This is a genomic window from Vibrio sp. Vb1166 (genome assembly GCF_033338695.1).
In the GTDB taxonomy this organism is placed as follows: domain Bacteria; phylum Pseudomonadota; class Gammaproteobacteria; order Enterobacterales; family Vibrionaceae; genus Vibrio; species Vibrio alginolyticus.
In genome coordinates this window covers 1-18,208 of sequence record NZ_JAWOTE010000047.1, presented here as the reverse complement: position 1 = coordinate 18,208, position 18,208 = coordinate 1, and the positions used below count along the sequence as shown (strand labels likewise).

The 18,208-nt window shown below is 44.3% G+C and carries 19 protein-coding genes and 2 tRNA genes; 10 read left to right on the top strand and 11 right to left on the bottom strand.

Features of this window, described 5'->3' with window-relative positions; translation table 11 throughout:
- Window positions 1–116: 116 nt before the first annotated feature.
- The 6 genes from R7E51_RS23280 to lolB all read right to left on the bottom strand — a co-directional run bounded on the left by R7E51_RS23280 (window position 117) and on the right by lolB (window position 4,801).
- Window positions 117–193: transfer RNA gene (locus R7E51_RS23280), tRNA-Met, on the bottom strand.
- Window positions 194–477: 284 nt separating this feature from the next.
- The gene (gene ychF, locus R7E51_RS23275; RefSeq protein ID WP_005393178.1) at window positions 478–1,569 is read right to left on the bottom strand and encodes a redox-regulated ATPase YchF; all 1,092 of its coding nucleotides are present in this window, start codon (window positions 1,567–1,569) and stop codon (window positions 478–480) included.
- A 10-nt stretch (window positions 1,570–1,579) separates the two neighbouring features.
- Window positions 1,580–2,170 carry an aminoacyl-tRNA hydrolase gene (pth, locus tag R7E51_RS23270; RefSeq protein WP_005384112.1) on the bottom strand — a complete coding sequence of 197 codons (591 nt, stop codon included), beginning with the start codon at window positions 2,168–2,170 and terminating at the stop codon, window positions 1,580–1,582.
- Between the two features lie 151 nt (window positions 2,171–2,321).
- Window positions 2,322–3,266 (bottom strand): ribose-phosphate pyrophosphokinase, encoded by a 945-nt coding sequence (locus tag R7E51_RS23265; RefSeq protein WP_005393176.1) that lies wholly within the window; start codon window positions 3,264–3,266, stop codon window positions 2,322–2,324.
- A gap of 27 nt (window positions 3,267–3,293) precedes the next feature.
- Window positions 3,294–4,166 (bottom strand): 4-(cytidine 5'-diphospho)-2-C-methyl-D-erythritol kinase, encoded by an 873-nt coding sequence (ispE, locus tag R7E51_RS23260; protein ID WP_021034139.1) that lies wholly within the window; start codon window positions 4,164–4,166, stop codon window positions 3,294–3,296.
- Window positions 4,163–4,801, bottom strand: coding sequence for a lipoprotein insertase outer membrane protein LolB (gene lolB / locus R7E51_RS23255; RefSeq protein WP_017819988.1), 639 nt, complete (start codon window positions 4,799–4,801; stop codon window positions 4,163–4,165). The genes ispE and lolB overlap by 4 nt, the downstream gene beginning before the upstream one ends.
- Window positions 4,802–4,935: 134 nt before the next feature.
- Here lolB and hemA point away from each other — a divergent pair, with 134 nt between their 5' ends.
- The 8 genes from hemA (at window position 4,936) to ybaK (ending at window position 12,791) form a co-directional block, all read left to right on the top strand.
- Window positions 4,936–6,192 (top strand): glutamyl-tRNA reductase, encoded by a 1,257-nt coding sequence (gene hemA / locus R7E51_RS23250; RefSeq protein ID WP_017819987.1) that lies wholly within the window; start codon window positions 4,936–4,938, stop codon window positions 6,190–6,192.
- Window positions 6,193–6,221: 29 nt separating this feature from the next.
- On the top strand, window positions 6,222–7,310 hold the full coding sequence (gene prfA, locus R7E51_RS23245; RefSeq protein WP_005382222.1) for a peptide chain release factor 1: 1,089 nt from the start codon (window positions 6,222–6,224) through the stop codon (window positions 7,308–7,310).
- A gap of 3 nt (window positions 7,311–7,313) precedes the next feature.
- Complete coding sequence (gene prmC, locus R7E51_RS23240) at window positions 7,314–8,168, top strand: peptide chain release factor N(5)-glutamine methyltransferase (protein ID WP_206958488.1); 855 nt, start codon at window positions 7,314–7,316, stop codon at window positions 8,166–8,168.
- Window positions 8,169–8,208: 40 nt separating this feature from the next.
- Complete coding sequence (locus R7E51_RS23235; RefSeq protein ID WP_005382225.1) at window positions 8,209–8,592, top strand: SirB2 family protein; 384 nt, start codon at window positions 8,209–8,211, stop codon at window positions 8,590–8,592.
- Window positions 8,593–8,598: 6 nt separating this feature from the next.
- Window positions 8,599–9,408, top strand: coding sequence for a SirB1 family protein (locus tag R7E51_RS23230; RefSeq protein ID WP_005384098.1), 810 nt, complete (start codon window positions 8,599–8,601; stop codon window positions 9,406–9,408).
- 53 nt (window positions 9,409–9,461) lie between these two features.
- Window positions 9,462–10,313: a 3-deoxy-8-phosphooctulonate synthase gene (gene kdsA / locus R7E51_RS23225; protein ID WP_005384095.1), complete on the top strand. Its 852-nt coding sequence runs from the start codon at window positions 9,462–9,464 to the stop codon at window positions 10,311–10,313.
- A gap of 219 nt (window positions 10,314–10,532) precedes the next feature.
- Window positions 10,533–12,215: a bifunctional UDP-sugar hydrolase/5'-nucleotidase UshA gene (gene ushA / locus R7E51_RS23220; RefSeq protein WP_017819985.1), complete on the top strand. Its 1,683-nt coding sequence runs from the start codon at window positions 10,533–10,535 to the stop codon at window positions 12,213–12,215.
- A gap of 102 nt (window positions 12,216–12,317) precedes the next feature.
- Window positions 12,318–12,791, top strand: coding sequence for a Cys-tRNA(Pro) deacylase (ybaK, locus tag R7E51_RS23215; RefSeq protein WP_005384092.1), 474 nt, complete (start codon window positions 12,318–12,320; stop codon window positions 12,789–12,791).
- Window positions 12,792–12,855: 64 nt separating this feature from the next.
- On the opposite strand, the gene rluF is transcribed toward ybaK, so the two are convergent.
- The 3 genes from rluF to R7E51_RS23200 all read right to left on the bottom strand — a co-directional run bounded on the left by rluF (window position 12,856) and on the right by R7E51_RS23200 (window position 14,962).
- Complete coding sequence (gene rluF, locus R7E51_RS23210; protein WP_017819984.1) at window positions 12,856–14,013, bottom strand: 23S rRNA pseudouridine(2604) synthase RluF; 1,158 nt, start codon at window positions 14,011–14,013, stop codon at window positions 12,856–12,858.
- Window positions 14,014–14,107: 94 nt separating this feature from the next.
- Complete coding sequence (gene smrA, locus R7E51_RS23205) at window positions 14,108–14,689, bottom strand: DNA endonuclease SmrA (RefSeq protein WP_005382233.1); 582 nt, start codon at window positions 14,687–14,689, stop codon at window positions 14,108–14,110.
- A gap of 132 nt (window positions 14,690–14,821) precedes the next feature.
- Window positions 14,822–14,962 (bottom strand): DUF3149 domain-containing protein, encoded by a 141-nt coding sequence (locus R7E51_RS23200; protein WP_005382236.1) that lies wholly within the window; start codon window positions 14,960–14,962, stop codon window positions 14,822–14,824.
- Window positions 14,963–15,221: 259 nt separating this feature from the next.
- Here R7E51_RS23200 and R7E51_RS23195 point away from each other — a divergent pair.
- A tRNA-Pro gene (locus R7E51_RS23195) sits at window positions 15,222–15,298 on the top strand.
- Window positions 15,299–15,483: 185 nt separating this feature from the next.
- Here the strand turns inward: R7E51_RS23195 and R7E51_RS23190 are convergent.
- A complete protein-coding gene (locus R7E51_RS23190; protein WP_005384085.1) occupies window positions 15,484–15,867 on the bottom strand; it encodes a hypothetical protein in 384 nt (127 codons plus the stop codon).
- 151 nt (window positions 15,868–16,018) lie between these two features.
- Complete coding sequence (locus R7E51_RS23185; RefSeq protein ID WP_005382001.1) at window positions 16,019–16,891, bottom strand: TraB/GumN family protein; 873 nt, start codon at window positions 16,889–16,891, stop codon at window positions 16,019–16,021.
- Between the two features lie 494 nt (window positions 16,892–17,385).
- On the opposite strand from R7E51_RS23185, the gene R7E51_RS23180 reads away from it, so the two are divergent.
- The coding region (locus R7E51_RS23180) for a carbohydate-binding domain-containing protein (RefSeq protein WP_318128320.1) at window positions 17,386–18,208 on the top strand (823 nt) is incomplete at its 3' end.

Sequence of the window (18,208 nt, the reverse complement as noted above, 5' to 3'; positions counted from 1 at the left end):
AGGAGAGACTTGAACTCTCACACCTTGCGGCGCCAGAACCTAAATCTGGTGCGTCTACCAATTCCGCCACTTCCGCATCTATTCCTAACTGCTCTGATAAAAAGAACATTTAGGAATGGTGGCTACGACGGGATTCGAACCTGTGACCCCATCATTATGAGTGATGTGCTCTAACCAGCTGAGCTACGTAGCCAAAACCATATTTTTTGTTCTCAACGCTTTGTTGCCTTGTCGTTGGGAACGGCGCGCATTATGCGAAGTTGAGTGAGATCCGTCAACAGTTTTTTTTAATAAATTTCGGAAAAAACCTCGTTCGCTTCCTTTTTAAACAAAGAGGCGTGTTTATGATCTAAAACTGGAAATAAATTAGCTTGCAGTTGCGTAATTTATTTTTGTTCATTTACTTAAGGTATTAAAAAAGCCAGCTTAACAGCTGGCTTTTAGTGTAAATGAAGTGTTTAGAATTCATTCATTTAATTAAACATTGAAGCGGAAGTGTACAACATCGCCATCTTTTACGATGTAGTCTTTACCTTCTAGACGCCATTTACCTGCGTCTTTTGCGCCATTTTCACCATTGAATTGGATGAAATCGTCGTAACCAACTACTTCTGCACGAATAAAGCCTTTCTCGAAGTCAGTGTGGATCTTACCTGCCGCCTGAGGCGCAGTTGCACCAACAGGGATTGTCCAAGCACGTACTTCTTTAACACCTGCTGTGAAGTAGGTGTGTAGAGTCAGTAGTTCGTAACCAGAGCGAATTACACGGTTCAGGCCCGGCTCTTCGATCCCCATATCTGCTAGGAATTCTTCGCGATCTTCATCTTCTAGTTCAGATAGTTCAGATTCGATAGCTGCACATACAGGTACAACGACATTGTTTTCTTTTTCTGCGAACTCACGAACCGCATCTAGATATGGGTTATTTTCGAAGCCATCTTCGTTTACGTTTGCAATGTACATAGTTGGCTTCAGTGTTAGGAAGTTTAGGTAGCCGATTGCTGCTAACTCTTCTTTAGATAGCTCAACTGTGCGTGCCATGCCGCCTTCAGTTAGTACTGGTAACAGTTTTTCTAGTACGGTTAGTTCAAATTTTGCGTCTTTATCGCCGCCTTTTGCCTTCTTCGCGTTACGTTGAATCGCTCGCTCACAAGAATCAAGGTCAGCCATTGCAAGTTCAAGGTTGATCACTTCGATATCTTCGATAGGTGAAACTTTACCTGAAACGTGAACAATGTTTTCGTTTTCAAAACAGCGTACAACGTGGCCAATCGCGTCTGTTTCACGGATGTTAGCTAGGAATTTGTTACCTAAACCTTCACCACGTGATGCACCAGCAACAAGACCAGCGATGTCCACGAACTCCATCGTCGTTGGAAGAACTCTCTGTGGGTTAACGATCTTAGCTAGTGCGTCTAGACGTAGATCTGGCACAGGAACCACACCAGTGTTTGGTTCAATGGTACAGAACGGGAAGTTTGCTGCTTCGATACCCGCTTTAGTTAGTGCGTTGAACAGAGTTGATTTACCTACGTTAGGTAGACCAACGATGCCACATTTAAAACCCATGATAGTAACCTTATTCAGCTTTGAACGTGTGGAGGCGATTTTGTGCTTTAGATAGGCCATCCTTAATCAGGATATCTAGACAACGAACAGCCTCATCAGCTGCTGCATCTAAAAGCTCTTGCTCTTTAGCTGGCGCTTTACCTAATACAAAACCCGCCACTTTATCTTTGTGTCCCGGATGACCAATGCCAATACGAAGACGATAAAAATCTTTGTTATTGCCCAGTTTGCTAATGGTGTCACGCAGACCGTTGTGTCCACCGTGACCCCCACCTTTTTTAAACTTAGCGACACCTGGCGGTAAGTCTAGCTCGTCATGAGCAACCATGATCTCTTCAGGTTTAATTTGATAAAATTTCGCAAGCGCTGCGATCGATTTACCTGATAGATTCATGAAGGTGGTTGGGATAAGCAAACGGAGATCCTGGCCATTGACCATAATGCGTCCTGTTAGACCAAAAAACTTTGGTTCGTTCTTCAGTGTAACGTTGTGAACGCGTGCTAATTCTTCTACAACCCAAGCGCCCGCATTGTGACGAGTTCTGGCGTATTCTGGTCCTGGATTAGCAAGACCAACAAGAAGTTTGATTTGTTGACTCAAGGTTAGGATCTCTCTGGAATCTCAAAAAGCGCAGTATGATAGCACAGAAAACTCGCGGTGGGCGACCAAGGGATTTTCTAGTTATCAGTACAAATAAAAAAACACCCCAAAGAGGGGTGCTTTTGAAATCAGTGTAACTGAAATGTTCGTATTAGTTGAACATTGCAGAGATTGACTCTTCGTTGCTGATACGACGAATCGCTTCAGCTAGCATGCGAGATAGGCTTAGTGTTGTCACTTTACCTGTTGCAGCCATCTCTTTAGACAGAGAGATAGAGTCAGTTACGATAACTTGGTCAAGAACTGAGTTCTTGATGTTATCCGCAGCGTTGCCTGAGAATACTGCGTGAGTAGCGTAAGCGAATACACGCTTAGCACCGCGCTCTTTTAGTGCTTCAGCTGCTTTACATAGTGTGCCACCTGTGTCGATCATGTCATCAACGATCACACAGTCACGACCTTCAACATCACCGATTAGGTTCATTACTTCAGAAACGTTTGCACGTGGACGACGCTTATCTACGATTGCGATGTCGATGTCGCCTAGTGCTTTTGCTGTTGCACGAGCACGAACAACGCCACCTAGGTCAGGAGATACCACTACAGGGTTATCTAGACCGCGAGCCTGCATATCTTCAAGTAGCACTGGCGTGCCGAAGATGTTGTCTACAGGTACATCGAAGAAGCCTTGAATTTGCTCTGCGTGTAGGTCGATAGTTAGAACGCGGTCAACACCAACGTTAGATAGGAAATCAGCAACAACTTTTGCAGTAATTGGCACACGCGCAGAACGTACACGACGGTCTTGGCGAGCGTAGCCGAAGTAAGGGATAACTGCAGTGATACGGCCTGCTGAAGCACGGCGCATTGCATCAATCATAACAACCAATTCCATTAGGTTGTCGTTAGTCGGTGCACAAGTGGATTGAATGATGAAAACATCGCTACCACGAACATTCTCATTGATTTGAACTGCAACTTCGCCATCAGAAAAGCGAGAAACAGATGCATCACCAAGAGAGATGTAAAGACGATCAGCAATACGTTGGGCTAGTTCAGGTGTTGCGTTACCAGCAAATAGCTTCATATCAGGCACGGTGGAAACCTCGGGTTTGCGTCCAGTTTAAATAGGTCGGTGTGAGGCTGATTGGTATTCAGCCAAAGTCTCTTTTAATGGCGAAATATTGCGCCCTTGAGCGACAAATGCCGAGACTTTATCAGAGAGTTGTGCAAGGATAGTTTCTGCTTCAGATTTGCTCGAAAATTCAGCAAAAACGCAAGATCCTGTCCCCGTCAATCTTGACGGCGCGTATTGTAGCAGCCAAGAAAGTTGCTTATCAACCTCTGGGTAGAGCATTCGTACAATTTTTTCGCAATCGTTTACGCTTGGCGTATTTAAAAGTGTTTCTAGATCTCGTTTTGGGGTGTTTCGCGTCAAATCTGGATGACAAAAAACGTCGACGGTTGCGATAGATACATTCGGTCTGACGACTAAATACCACTTTTCTTCGGGATAAGCAGGAGAGAGTTTTTCACCAACACCTTCAGCAAAAGCTGCAAATCCGCGCACAAATACGGGCACGTCTGCGCCCAGTTTTAAACCAATTTCAGCCAGTTCGTCGTCAGTTAGATTCAGTTGCCATAAGTAATTCAGTGCCACTAATGCTGTAGCTGCATTCGATGAGCCCCCACCAATGCCTCCACCCATAGGCAGCACTTTCTGTAGCTCAATATGCGCGCCAAAAGGGCAGTTTGAGTAAGTTTGAAGCGCGGTTGCTGCTTTCCAAATTAAATTGTCTTGAAGGGGCACACCTTCTATGTCTGGAGAAATCGTAATATCACCAGAATGGTTCGCTTGAATGGTGAGCTCATCGCCGTGATCGACGAATTGGAATAAGGTTTGTAACTCGTGGTAGCCATTCTCTGTACGGCCGTTGATATATAGAAAGAGATTCAATTTCGCTGGTGATGGCCAGCGTGTTGAAAGTTCAATCATTGGGTGATGTTCCATTTTGTGATCACTAGATTTATTTTGACATCAGCTGTGGTGAGTTTCAGCTTATTTGGCAGAGGGAGAGACTGTTCATGCCATTGAACGTCGCCATATCGTTGATAAGCAATACTCCAATCATTTAAACCAATTTGTTTGTTTAACGCTTGCAGTGTATTGGTTGGAGACAGTTGGAATTTGTCGGCATCGGTCGGTAGACCTAATAGCCAGTCAGGCATGTGATCGACGGGCATCATTAACCCTGTAAGACGGTAAATCAGCTGGTTAGCACTGCGAGAAGAAAGGACCTGATCGTCGTAAGTTTCTACTGTGGCGCCTTGTGGGGTGATGGTGAGCTTTAATGCCGTTTGTCCGAGAATCGTTGTTAAACGCAACTGGCTTAGTGCTGAAGAATGTTTCCAGTAGAAGTTTAAATTTTGTCTTTGGTCTGGGCCAATATAACCAAGTTTCCCCGTTGCTTGAAAATCTCGGATGGTTTCGAGTCGCTGCTCATGAGCTTGCCATTCAACGCTGGTAACACTTTCAGGAACGGACGAACAACCAGCGAGCAGTAAGCTCGACAAGAAAAAAAGAATAAAGGAGCGTAACGTCATGTTTGATGGCTTATTAATCAGTTTCATCGGGAATCGCTCACAACTATAGCATTGAAAAGTCGCACTTAGGAAAACAAATCCGGCTTACCCTTTCAATAAATGCGTGCTTACAGTAAAATTCTGGACCTATTTTATAACCTATCCCAGAGATACCACGTTAGATGTCCTTGCTTGCTATTGGAATTAATCACAATACAGCGTCTGTCGACTTGCGAGAGAAGGTGGCGTTTGGTCCGGATAAACTCGGCCCTGCACTCGAGCAACTTAGAGAGCACGAAGCAGTTAACGGCAGTGTGATTGTTTCAACCTGTAACCGAACTGAGTTGTACTGCGATGTTAAGCAAGGAGCGCGAAGCAAGTTGATCGATTGGCTTGCTCAATTTCATCAAGTGAGCCGCGAAGATTTAATGCCGAGTTTGTATGTTCATGAAGAACAAGCTGCAATAAAGCATTTGATGCGCGTATCGTGCGGTCTTGACTCTCTGGTGTTGGGTGAGCCTCAAATTTTGGGGCAGGTAAAGCAAGCATTTTCTGACTCGCGAGATCATCAAGCTGTCGATGCCTCGATTGATAAACTGTTTCAAAAGACGTTCTCAGTCGCCAAACGGGTGAGAACAGAGACAGATATTGGTGGTAATGCCGTGTCCGTGGCTTATGCGGCATGTACACTGGCAAAACATATTTTTGAGTCGTTATCAGATTCAACCGTGCTTTTAGTTGGTGCGGGTGAGACGATTGAATTGGTCGCGAAGCATTTAGCGTCCAACGGTTGCACAAAAATGATTGTCGCGAACCGCACTAAAGAGCGCGCGCAAGGCTTAGCGGACCAATTTGGCGCAGAAGTGATCAGTTTGAACGAAATTCCTGAACATTTGGCGAAAGCGGACATTGTGATTAGCTCAACGGCGAGCCCATTGCCTATTATTGGCAAAGGTATGGTCGAAACGGCTCTAAAGCAGCGCCGACATCAACCTATCTTGTTAGTCGATATTGCGGTGCCGCGAGATGTAGAGTCGGAAGTCGGTGAACTGAACGACGCATATCTGTATTCTGTTGATGACTTGCAATCTATCATCGACAGCAACATTGAGCAGCGTAAAGTCGAAGCGATTCAAGCTGAAGCGATTGTTAGTGAAGAAAGCGCTGCATTTATGACATGGTTGCGTTCACTGCAAGCCGTCGATAGTATTCGCGACTATCGCAAATCAGCCAACGAAATTCGTGAAGAGTTACTGAGCAAAAGTTTGCAATCTTTAGCGGCAGGCGCAGATCCGGAGAAAGTGCTGCGCGAGCTGAGTAATAAACTCACCAACAAACTGATTCACGCTCCAACTCGCGCATTGCAAAGTGCAGCAGAGCAAGGCGAACCAGCAAAATTAACGATTATCCGCCAAACACTTGGCTTGGATGATCTATAACTCACGCTTTTTATTAAGAAAACGACACTATGAAAGCCTCTATTCTGACTAAGCTAGAAACGCTAGTAGAACGTTACGAAGAAGTTCAACATCTTCTTGGTGATCCTGATGTAATTGGAAATCAGGACAAATTCCGTGCTCTATCAAGAGAGTACTCTCAGCTAGAAGAAGTAACCAAGTGCTTCCAAGCTTATCAACAAGCACAAGAAGATCTTGTCGCCGCTGAAGAGATGGCAAACGAAGACGACGAAGAAATGCGTGAAATGGCGCAAGAAGAAATCAAAGAAGCGAAAGCGACGATTGAGCGTCTTACTGATGAGTTACAGATTCTTCTTCTGCCAAAAGATCCGAACGATGATCGTAACTGTTTCCTAGAAATTCGTGCAGGTGCGGGTGGCGACGAAGCGGGTATCTTCGCGGGTGATCTATTCCGTATGTACAGCAAGTACGCAGAAAAGCGTGGCTGGCGCATCGAAGTCATGTCTTCAAACGAGGCAGAGCACGGTGGTTACAAAGAGATGATCGCGAAAGTAAGCGGCGACGGTGCATACGGCGTGTTGAAATTTGAGTCAGGCGGTCACCGTGTACAGCGTGTTCCTGCAACTGAATCTCAAGGCCGTGTGCATACTTCTGCTTGTACAGTAGCAGTAATGGCGGAAATCCCTGAAGCGGATCTGCCTGAAATCAAAGCAGCAGACCTGAAAATCGATACGTTCCGTGCATCTGGCGCGGGTGGTCAGCACGTTAACACCACGGATTCTGCAATTCGTATTACCCACTTACCAACGGGTACGGTAGTAGAGTGTCAGGATGAGCGTTCACAGCACAAGAACAAAGCGAAAGCAATGGCGGTTCTTGCTGCTCGTATCGTTCAAGCGGAAGAAGAGCGTCGTGCCGCAGAAGTGTCTGATACACGTCGTAACCTTCTAGGTTCTGGTGACCGTAGTGACCGTATTCGTACATACAACTACCCACAAGGTCGTGTGTCTGATCACCGTATCAACCTGACCATCTATCGTTTGAACGAAGTGATGGAAGGTGACCTGCAGAGCTTGATTGATCCTGTGATTCAAGAGCACCAAGCAGACCAACTTGCGGCGCTCGCAGAGAACGGCTAATCGATGAGCCAAGTTCAATCGATTGAGCAAGCACTGAAAAGTGCGACGGCGAAACTGGCAGAAGGCGGCAAAGAGTCGCCTTCTCTCGATGCAACTGTACTCCTTTGCCATGTCCTTGGCAAACCACGAACTTACCTGCTGACCTGGCCAGAAAAAGCGTTAGAAGCAGAGCAAAAATCTCAGTTTGATGCTCTACTTGAACGACGTTTAACTGGTGAACCCGTCGCTTATATTATTGGTGAGCGAGAGTTTTGGTCTTTACCGTTTAAAGTTTCTCCTTCTACCCTGATACCTAGACCGGATACAGAACGTTTGGTCGAAGTTGCACTCGATAAGACCTACGAGCAAACTGGGCCTATTTTAGATCTTGGAACGGGGACGGGAGCTATCGCCATCGCGCTTGCATCTGAAATGCCAAAGCGTCAAGTGATGGGCGTAGACCTTAAGCAAGAAGCGAAAGCACTTGCAGAGTACAATGCTGAGCAGCTAAACATCAAAAATGTGACCTTTGCTCAAGGCAGTTGGTTTGAGCCTATTACAGAAGGTACGAAGTTTGCTTTAATTGTCTCCAACCCGCCATATATTGATGAAAAAGATCCACATTTATCCCAAGGCGATGTGCGCTTTGAGCCAAAATCTGCATTAGTTGCTAAAGAGAATGGCTTAGCTGATATTCGTCATATCTCGGATCTTGCTCGTCAGTATCTTGAAGTGGGCGGTTGGCTGGCATTTGAACATGGTTATGATCAAGGTGAGGCGGTGCGTGAGATAATGCGTGGCTTTGGTTACCAACAGGTCGCTACGGAAAAAGATTATGGCGGTAACGATCGAGTAACACTTGGTTGTCTGGCCAGTTAATCATGGAAGTCAGCAAACACTAACTAAAAAGAGAAGAAAAATGTACGTAGCTCTAAAACACATACACTTAGTGACGATCGCTCTCAGCGCGACGCTACTATCGATCCGATTCGTGTTAATGATGATGAACTCACCGAAGCGAAATAATCGCTTTTTGAAAGTGTTTCCCCACATCGTTGATACTGCATTGCTAGTGTCAGGTATCGCGCTTATTTTCATTACTGGTTTCATCCCGTTTACCGATGCCGCACCGTGGTTAACAAACAAAATCACCTGCGTACTGGCGTACATTGCGCTTGGATTCTTCTCATTGAAACTTGCGAAAAACAACCTACTGAAGATATTTGGCTTTTTCGGCGCATTAGGTTGGTTGGTCATGGCTGCAAACATTGCTGTGTCTAAGAGCCCTACGTTATTTGGATAAGACGTCATGTTAGAGTTTTTTGACGAAGATTTTGACAATATACCGTTGGTGGAAGGTGCGCTTGAGCTCAACAAAGCGATTAACCCAGAAACCAAAGTACATTGGGCGAAACAAGAGTTAGAGCGTCTTTACAAAGATGCAGAAGCCACGCTTGTTCATGAAACCGATGAAGAGCAACGATTTGATGCATTCCTACGACTGTTTTTCCACGAGTGGGGATTCAAAGGCGACGAGCAGGAATACTTTATTTCGGACAACAGCTTCATCGATAAAGTGTTGGAGCGCAGAAAAGGTATTCCTGTGAGCTTAGGTTCGATTTTGTTATACCTAGGCAAAAAGCTGGGGTTCCCGTTGAAGGGAGTTACTTTCCCTACTCAGTTCCTGTTAAAAGTCGACTGGATGCATAAGAAGCCAGACTACATCAATCCATTTAATGGTGAGTATGTAGGTGAAAGGATTCTTCAAGCTTGGCTTATTGGCCAGGAAGGACCGCTAGCTCAGCTAAAGCCTGAACATTTTGAGGAAGCTGACAACCCAACAATTATTGGTCGCTGGTTGGCATTGATTAAAAGTGCGATGTTGCGCGAAGAGCATTATACGCTGGCATTACGTTGTACGAATCTTGCTCTAACGTTTGTGCCAGATGATCCATACGAAATTCGTGACCGTGGTTTTATTTTCCAACAGCTAGAGTGCCCTCAAGTAGCGGTATCAGATTTTCAGTACTTTATTGACCAATGCCCTGACGATCCGGCTTCTGAGCTACTAAAATCACAAGTTAATGTGATGAGTGAAACGCACGTCACACTTCACTAATTTTATCGATGTGCCGAACTGTGGCGTATCGTGGACAGAAAAAGAGAATCAAAATGGAACAGAAAATCGTTAATATCGGCGACATTCAGGTTGCTAACGACAAGCCATTCACCCTATTTGCAGGTATGAACGTTCTTGAGTCTCGTGATCTTGCGATGCAGATCTGTGAGCACTACGTAAAAGTAACGGAAAAACTTGGTATTCCTTACGTATTTAAGGCGTCGTTTGACAAAGCAAACCGCAGTTCTGTTCATTCATACCGTGGTCCAGGTCTGGAAGAAGGTATGAAAATCTTTCAGGAGCTGAAAGACACTTTTGGTGTAAAGATCATCACGGACGTTCACACTGAAGCACAAGCTCAACCTGTCGCTGACGTGGTAGACGTTATTCAGCTTCCTGCATTCCTAGCTCGTCAAACTGACCTTGTTGAAGCTATGGCTAAAACAGGTGCGGTTATCAACGTGAAGAAACCTCAATTTATGAGCCCTGGTCAAGTGGGTAACATCGTTGAGAAGTTCGCAGAATGCGGTAACGACAAGATCATCCTATGTGAGCGCGGTTCTTGCCACGGTTACGATAACCTAGTTGTAGACATGCTTGGTTTTGGTGTGATGAAAAATGCTTCGAAAGGTAGCCCAATCATCTTTGACGTAACGCACTCACTACAAATGCGTGACCCATCAGGCGCAGCATCTGGCGGCCGTCGTGAGCAGACAGTTGAGCTTGCTAAAGCGGGTCTAGCGACAGGCATCGCAGGTCTATTTATCGAAGCGCACCCAAACCCAGACCAAGCGCGTTGTGATGGCCCATCTGCACTGCCTCTAGACAAGTTAGAGCCATTCTTAGCACAAATGAAATCGCTTGATGATCTGATCAAGAGCTTTGCAGATATAGATATCAAGTAAACGCCAGATGACTGGTGGTAACAAATACTATAGCCAACCGATGTTGGCTATTTTTTTATCTGAAAAACTGTAAATTCTCAAACTTGTTACTGATGAATTTGTTATTGCTAAGCAATGCATCATAATTATTAAATCAATGTGTTAGGGTGCACGTGGTTTTCAAATAGATCCAATGCTTAAAATGTGCGTCAGTAATCCCAATAAGAAAAAGGTAAATAAATGAATCAGCGTCTGATGATCAAAACTGTTTTGAGTGCCGCTATCTTGGCCTCGTTAGCTGGGTGTGCTACGCAACCTGTACCAGAATGGAATGCCGATACAACCTATAAATTGACCGTATTGCACACTAACGATCATCATGGTCGCTTTTGGCAAAATCGATACGGTGAATATGGCATGGCGGCGCGTAAAACGTTAATCGATGATTTGCGCGAAGAAATACAGGCTGAGGGGGGGAGCGTGTTATTGCTTTCTGGTGGTGACATCAACACAGGAGTACCTGAGTCTGATTTACAAGATGCCGAGCCGGATTTTAAAGGCATGAGCAAAATTGGTTACGATGCGATGGCTCTAGGTAATCATGAGTTTGATAATCCATTGGATGTGCTATTCAAGCAGCAAGAGTGGGCAAACTTTCCGATGTTGTCTGCCAATATTTACGATAAAAATACTGGCAAGCGTTTATTCCAACCATACGCGATGTTTAAAAAGCAGGGCATTAAAATTGCGGTCATTGGCCTTACAACCGAAGACACAGCGAAACTTGGCAACCCTGAATTCATTGAACAAATTGACTTCCGTGACCCAAAAGAAGAAGCCAAGAAGTTGATTGCAGAACTGAAAGAGACAGAGTATCCAGATCTGATTTTTGCTGTCACGCATATGGGACACTATGAAAATGGTAATAGAGGCATCAATGCTCCTGGCGATGTGGCGTTAGCTCGTTATTTGAATGACGGCGATCTCGACATGATCGTTGGAGGACACTCACAAGAACCTGTGTGCATGGAAGGTCCAAACGTTATCAAAAAGAACTTTAAACCAGGTGATGAATGTCAGCCCGATAAACAAAATGGTACCTTTATTGTTCAGGCACATGAGTGGGGGAAATATGTGGGACGCGCCGATTACGAGTTTCGTAATGGCGAACTCTCGATGGTGAGCTACGATCTAATCCCTGTAAACTTGAAAAAGAAAGTTAAAGTTGATGGTCAGTCGCAACGAGTCTTGATCCAAGATGAGATTAAACAAGACGAAATGATGCTTGAGTTTCTTCGTCCTTATCAAGAAAAAGGTCAGGGCAAACTAAACGTGAAGATTGCAGAATCTAACGGTAAGCTTGAGGGTGACCGCAATGTGGTTCGTTACCAGCAAACAAACTTAGGTCGATTAATTGCAACGGCTCACATGGAACGTGCGAAAGCAGATTTCGCCGTAATGAATTCTGGCGGCGTTCGCGATTCGATTGCAGCAGGTGAGATTACCTACAAAGATGTGCTGACTGTTCAGCCATTTGGCAATATGGTCTCTTACGTTGATATGACGGGCAAAGAAGTATTGGATTACCTAAATGTCGTTGCAACTAAACCTGTCGACTCTGGAGCTTACGCGCAGTTTGCCGGCATTGCGATGAGTATCAATAATGGTGAGGTAACCAATGTGTTCATTGGTAATAAGCAACTTCGCTTAGATGGTAATTACCGCTTTACCGTACCAAGCTATAATGCTGCTGGTGGAGATGGTTACCCTAAAATCGACGATCATCCAGGGTATGTAAATACAGGTTTTACCGATGCTGAGGTTTTGAAGGATTATTTAGAAACACATAGCCCTATTGATGTTAATGAGTATGCCCCTTCAGGTGAAATCACGTATTTAGTTGATACGGCGATTGATCAGTAACCCAACAGAGAAAAAGCGATTGACTCAAACTCGCTGATATCATTAACTAAAAGCGCAGATCCAATTCAATCTGCGCTTTTTGTTTTTATGAGGAGAATCTTGATGACTCCGGCCATTAATCTTGCGAAAAAGAAAAAAATTCCACACACGATTCATCAGTATGAGCATGACCCTAGAGCCGATAGTTATGGCTTGGAGGCTGCTGAAGTACTGGGGCAGGATCCGAAAACAGTATTTAAAACCTTGCTGTTCTGCTTGAACGGGGAGCCAAAGAACCTTGCGGTTGCGATTATCCCTGTTGATCAAAAGCTGAACCTAAAACTGGCGGCGAAAGCAGCGAAGGGCAAAAAGGCCGATATGGCTGATCCGGAAATCGCCCAAAAGACCACAGGTTATGTCGTTGGTGGAATTAGCCCACTAGGGCAGAAGAAAGCCTTACCTACTTTTTTGCACGAAAGCGCAGCAGAGCAAGACAAAATCTGTGTGAGTGCTGGTAAACGTGGTTTAGAAATTGAGTTAGCCCCGAGAGATTTGCTGAGCTTAACTCGTGGTCAGTTTGCACCTCTTTGTTTGTAAACTCATGACAAATAAAAAGGACGCTCATGAGCGTCCTTTTTTGATCTTGCCTGTCAGTGAAGCGTTACTTCTTCAGACTCAATGTACCACCAGTGCGTTTAGCTGGTTTGCTTGGTTTCGCGGCATTTGGGTTCATGTAATGCTGCTTAGGCTTACTCAGTGATTGAGGCTTGTTTGCTGAATGCGTATTGCTCGATGCATCTGGTTTACGGTGCGATTTACCATGCTCGCCTTGCGGTCTGCTGCGTTCACCTTGTGATTTCGCTTTGTAATGTTCTTTAGCTGGACATCCGCCTTCATCATCACGCTGACGACGCTTTTGTTGACCTTTTTTCGAGTTTGGTGCATGACGGAATTCATCAGCATTGTTACCGCGGAAAGTTCGTGTCTTCTGGTTACGACGAGCAGTAGAATCTTGGTTTTCTTCACGGCTATCAAACAGCTTCGCGTCGGTCGCTTTACGAATGTTGCGACCTCTAGAGTCTGTTTTTGATGCTTCTTCTGTACCTACCGAGCCTTCACACATTGCTAGGATCTCTGCCACTTCTTCGTCACTTAGATAACGCCATTTTCCATTCGGAATACCATCAAGAGAGATATTCATGATGCGAACGCGACGCAGCTTGAATACTTCATAGCCCAGCGCTTCACACATGCGACGGATCTGACGGTTAAGTCCTTGAGTGAGCACAATACGGAAAGAGAATTTAGTCTCTTTTGTTACCTTACAAGGTAGGGTGACTGTGTCGAGAATCTTAACGCCACTCGACATCTGTTTGAGAAACTCGCCTGTAATTGGCTTGTCCACGCGTACGACGTACTCTTTTTCGTGGCTGTTGCCTGCGCGAAGGATTTTGTTCACGATGTCGCCATCGTTGGTCAAAAAGATCAGACCATCAGAGGGTTTGTCTAAGCGGCCGATCGGAAAGATACGTTTTTGGTGGCCGATGAAATCAACGATGTTTCCAGGGACGTCTCTCTCAGTTGTACAGGTGATGCCTGTTGGTTTATTGAGAGCGATATAAATCGGCTTCTCTTTTGCTGCCACTGGCTTACCATCCACACAAACATCATCACCAGGTAGCACTTTTGTCCCCATTTCAGGTTTGTTGCCATTAATGGTGACACGGCCTTGCTCAATTAGTCTGTCTGCTTCACGGCGTGAGCAAAACCCCGTTTCACTGATGAATTTATTTAATCGTTTAGCGTTGTCTTGTGACATTTTTGTCTCCTAACGTTTCACAACGGCGAATGAAGCTCCCTTCCTTTAAGGGGAAGGAAGAATAAGGGCGGGCATTCTAGCATTAGGGTGAAATTTAGCCTAACCGTTTTTGGTGACGTTCGCGGGTTTCTAATTTCTTTTCCGCACTTTTTCTAAGTAGGACGTAAACGGCTCCAGTTCCACCGTGAAAGCGTTGCGCACTATGGACGCATTGGACTTCCTTTATTTGTCGTAGCCAACTGCTAACAAAGCTTTTCATCATTGCAGGTGGATTTGAGCGTTCTCCTCGACCATGGACGATAACGACCGTTCTAATGTCCATTGATAGGCATTGCTTTAAAAACGTCACGACTTCATCACGTGCTTCTTTCAATGTTTTACGGTGCAAATCCAAGCGAGCTTGGATTGGATACTTACCAAGGCGAAGTTTGCGGTAAACCCCGTCCTGTACACCATCACGTTTGAACTCAACAAAGTCCTCTGGCTTGAGCATTTCAGCGTGATCAAGTGATAGGTATTCTGGGTCATCTTCCGTTAACCAGATTGCTGCTTCGCGTTTTGCGAGTTGTGCTTCTGTTACTTGGTGTACTTTTTTGTGTTCGGTGGTGTCTTGAGTGATTGGCTTTACATCGCCCATCATCTGTTGAAATAGATCAAAATCGTCGTCGTGAGACATAGCAGTAATCTCATTAAGAACAGGGAAGAATAATAGGATTATATCAATGAGTGGTGCATTGAGATCAAATAAAAAACCGGAGTAGGCAAGTAACCGACTCCGGTGCAAAGCGTTTCTAGAGCTAAGCGAGATCTAGTGAGGAGATTTGTCGTTCATGATCTTGTATATGAAGAAACCGCCGTAAAATAACATCAGACCAATTGCCCCAAAAATTACTATCATTGACGATAGACCCACTGCATTACCAAATAGGAGATCAAGCCAAAAGTCCATACGTTTCCTCCAAGATGTTCCCGACAGGAATAAACTAAATGGCGGTGTCTTGTTGCACACTGATCTGGATCAATTATGTTGCTAAGGTTAATAAACTGTATTTTGTTGTGAGTTATCAGTCACATTTTACGTGCTAGTGTTCAGTTATTCATCAAACGAATTAAGACCTAAGGTTTTTTTGTAAAAAGCACTTGCGCCACAGTTCAGAATCCGTAATATACGCATTCGTTGACGGGGACAATTCCTCAGTTAAACATCTCGGTGAATAGCGCAGCTTGGTAGCGCATCTGGTTTGGGACCAGAGGGTCGGGGGTTCGAATCCCTCTTCACCGACCACTTTTAGAAAGCCTGCTCAATGAGCAGGCTTTCGTCGTTTTTAGTGCTAGTAATTTTAGACTTCAATAGTATCGAACCAAATGGGGTTCGCCTGAAGTTAGAATATGGCTCTTCATCGACACATATTGAGAGGAAGGCTCTACAGAAATGTAGGGCCTTTTCATTTTTTAGAGCGAGTAAATTTATTACTTGATGTCACACGAGATAGTATTGATAGGAGTTTCAGAAGTAGTGAAACAGACATAAGCGGTCTTTGGGTGATTTGGCCCAATCTTGACGTAACCCGCTTTTAAATCGTCTTCATCAAACGTTACTGAGTGAGATTTGCTTGTATTTCCATCATAGTAAACCGCTTCAAAGCCTTGGTTCATCATATGTGCAACGCGATTTCGAGTGTGGGCTGTTGAAAACGTGATGTTCGCGCAACGCATCATTGGTTTTTCGGTAATAAGAAATTGACCACTCTCTTTATCTAAAACACCGCCTTTTACTTCCGGAGTTATATCAATAGCTTGAAAAGCTTCTACGTTGCATGGCGGTTTAGCATAAGACAGCGAAGAAGTGAGCATAATTCCAATCGTGTATAGGAATAAATATTTAAATTTCATATGAGTTGTTTTGTATCCACTTAGCTTAACGGCGTTTTATAAGAAAGTTTGAATGAATTTTAAATGGTTGTATTTAAATAATTGTATTTAAATGGCATTTTTCAAACAATCACTAGATATCACAATTTGCTTGGCGCGTCTTACCCAGTGGTTTGATGTTAAATCCCCGATTTTTAAGCAGTTCAATCAGGTTATCTTTACCTACTAAATGCAAGCCACCAACAACAACGGTGTAACGACCCGATTGCTGAGGTAGAACACTGCCAGTGTCGAGTTTTTTAGCCCAATCTCGATTACGCTCGTATAAAAAGGCTTGGTTAAACTCTTCTGTTGTATGATCGGTCAAAGAGGCTTCGACCAACATGCTACCATCACCACTCTTCCAACTCTCTATCAAGCATTGAACCAACTCTTCTCCGCCATCATATTCTTCAATTGATGAGAGAAGTATCTCTTTACCGCCTTCTGATTGACCTGCGATTAAATCGATTTGGAATTGCACGGACTCCAGTGGAATGACCGGGATTTGCTTTTTATCAGCGAGTCCTATTAAGTGCATGTCGACCCCTTTATCAGAGACATACCCCAGTTTGTTGACTAAAGCGAGTTGGATGGTGAATGCTGCCATCCAAGGTGGGGAATTTAGGAGTTGAGTTTCTGGCAAACCTAAATCTTGGGCAATTTCAATTAAGTGGCGACGTTGAGCTCTGTCTAAAACATCTTTAGAAAGAATGGTTGTTTGTGGGTAAACCAAGCCTTCAGAATTCCTGACGTCTGCTTCAATAATCAACCCTGCGCTTTGGCTTAAATGCTGGATGACCGTTCTAGGGAGTGGGTACATCGTTTTATCCCCCACATGTACCGAGCCAATAATCATAAGTTCGGTTTCCCCTTTTTTCGCTAACCAATGCTGTGGCTCTGCATAAGAGGAAAAAGGAGTCAAAGTAACAAGTAGAGATGATATGAGCGTCAAGAGACGAAACATAGAATGGTCCTCAGATAAGATACCTTTAAACTTTATACGCAAAATAGCGTGAGGTTAAGTGCAATTTCTCCAGTGGGGTATTCGACAAAATCGTCATTTCTAAAAATATTGACGAGTTTTGACGACGAATAAATGAGAGTCACTTCACGAAAGGTAAATAGGTAATTCGCTTACTAATGGTTCACAAAATAATTAGGCGTGATCCAAATCTTACAAAATCAGTCGTAACTCATGAATATAAGTGACCTAGATCGCAGCAAACTCGTCAAAACAAGTTGTTCGATTTTGACGTGTATTGTAACTCCATGAAAATTAGATTTTTATTGTTTTTGCTGAGTGTCATTTTTTGAGCTGGATCACTTCCTATTTCTATTTATTTTACGCTTAGAAATAACAGGTTGTATGTTGAATGTAACGGTTAGGTACCTCGCATTTGAGGGGCCGAGATTTTTATCATTGTCGTTTTGAACCACTGACTTTTTTGGGGAAGTAAGATGTTTAAACCTAGTCTGATTGCTGTTTCTGTTATCACTACATTAGCAGGTTGCTCTGCGCTGCAAAGCTCTGAACAACAAGTTGTAAATTCGTTGGCTAATAATCTTGATATTCAATACCAAGTGTTGACTAACCACGGTGCAAACGAAGGTCTTGCTTGTCAGGACTTAGGGGCTGAGTGGGCGTCTTGTAACAAGGTAAACATGACGCTGGTTAACCAAGGTGAAGCGGTTGACTCAAAAGATTGGGCTATTTACTTCCATAGCATTCGTCTGATTCTGGATGTTGAAAACGAACAGTTTAAAATCTCTCGCGTAACGGGTGATCTACACAAACTAGAACCAACAGATAAGTTTGATGGTTTTGCTGCGGGTGAAGAGGTTGTGCTTCCTCTTGTTGCTGAATACTGGCAGTTATTTGAAACTGACTTCATGCCAGGCGCTTTCGTTGCTGCACCAAATGCAGAGCCTAAGATGATCGCTTCTCTTAACACAGAAGACGTTGCATCTTTCGTGACTGGCCTTGAGGGTAACAACCTAAAACGTACGCCAGATGACAACAACGTATTTGCGAGCGCTGTGTCTCGTTTCGAGAAGAACGAAGATCTAGCAAAACAAGACGTATCAACCACGTTACTACCAACGCCAATGTCTGTTGAAGCAGGTAAAGGTACGGTAGATATCGCGGCGGGTATTGCGCTGCCTAAAGACGCATTCGATGCGGCTCAATACGCAGCAATTCAAGGTCGTGCAGAAGTGGTAGGTGTGGATGTTCGTGGTGATCTTCCTGTAAGCATCACTGTTGTTCCTGCAGACTTCACCG

Coding starts and splice junctions, on each gene's coding strand:
- smrA (WP_005382233.1), bottom strand. CDS start 14,689: ATGTCTCACGACGACGATTTTGATCTATTTCAACAGATGATGGGCGAT.
- rluF (WP_017819984.1), bottom strand. CDS start 14,013: ATGTCACAAGACAACGCTAAACGATTAAATAAATTCATCAGTGAAACG.
- ushA (WP_017819985.1), top strand. CDS start 10,533: ATGAATCAGCGTCTGATGATCAAAACTGTTTTGAGTGCCGCTATCTTG.
- R7E51_RS23185 (WP_005382001.1), bottom strand. CDS start 16,891: ATGTTTCGTCTCTTGACGCTCATATCATCTCTACTTGTTACTTTGACT.
- hemA (WP_017819987.1), top strand. CDS start 4,936: ATGTCCTTGCTTGCTATTGGAATTAATCACAATACAGCGTCTGTCGAC.
- prfA (WP_005382222.1), top strand. CDS start 6,222: ATGAAAGCCTCTATTCTGACTAAGCTAGAAACGCTAGTAGAACGTTAC.
- R7E51_RS23190 (WP_005384085.1), bottom strand. CDS start 15,867: ATGCTCACTTCTTCGCTGTCTTATGCTAAACCGCCATGCAACGTAGAA.
- ispE (WP_021034139.1), bottom strand. CDS start 4,166: ATGATTGAACTTTCAACACGCTGGCCATCACCAGCGAAATTGAATCTC.
- R7E51_RS23230 (WP_005384098.1), top strand. CDS start 8,599: ATGTTAGAGTTTTTTGACGAAGATTTTGACAATATACCGTTGGTGGAA.
- prmC (WP_206958488.1), top strand. CDS start 7,314: ATGAGCCAAGTTCAATCGATTGAGCAAGCACTGAAAAGTGCGACGGCG.
- ychF (WP_005393178.1), bottom strand. CDS start 1,569: ATGGGTTTTAAATGTGGCATCGTTGGTCTACCTAACGTAGGTAAATCA.
- kdsA (WP_005384095.1), top strand. CDS start 9,462: ATGGAACAGAAAATCGTTAATATCGGCGACATTCAGGTTGCTAACGAC.
- R7E51_RS23200 (WP_005382236.1), bottom strand. CDS start 14,962: ATGGACTTTTGGCTTGATCTCCTATTTGGTAATGCAGTGGGTCTATCG.
- lolB (WP_017819988.1), bottom strand. CDS start 4,801: ATGAAACTGATTAATAAGCCATCAAACATGACGTTACGCTCCTTTATT.
- R7E51_RS23235 (WP_005382225.1), top strand. CDS start 8,209: ATGTACGTAGCTCTAAAACACATACACTTAGTGACGATCGCTCTCAGC.
- ybaK (WP_005384092.1), top strand. CDS start 12,318: ATGACTCCGGCCATTAATCTTGCGAAAAAGAAAAAAATTCCACACACG.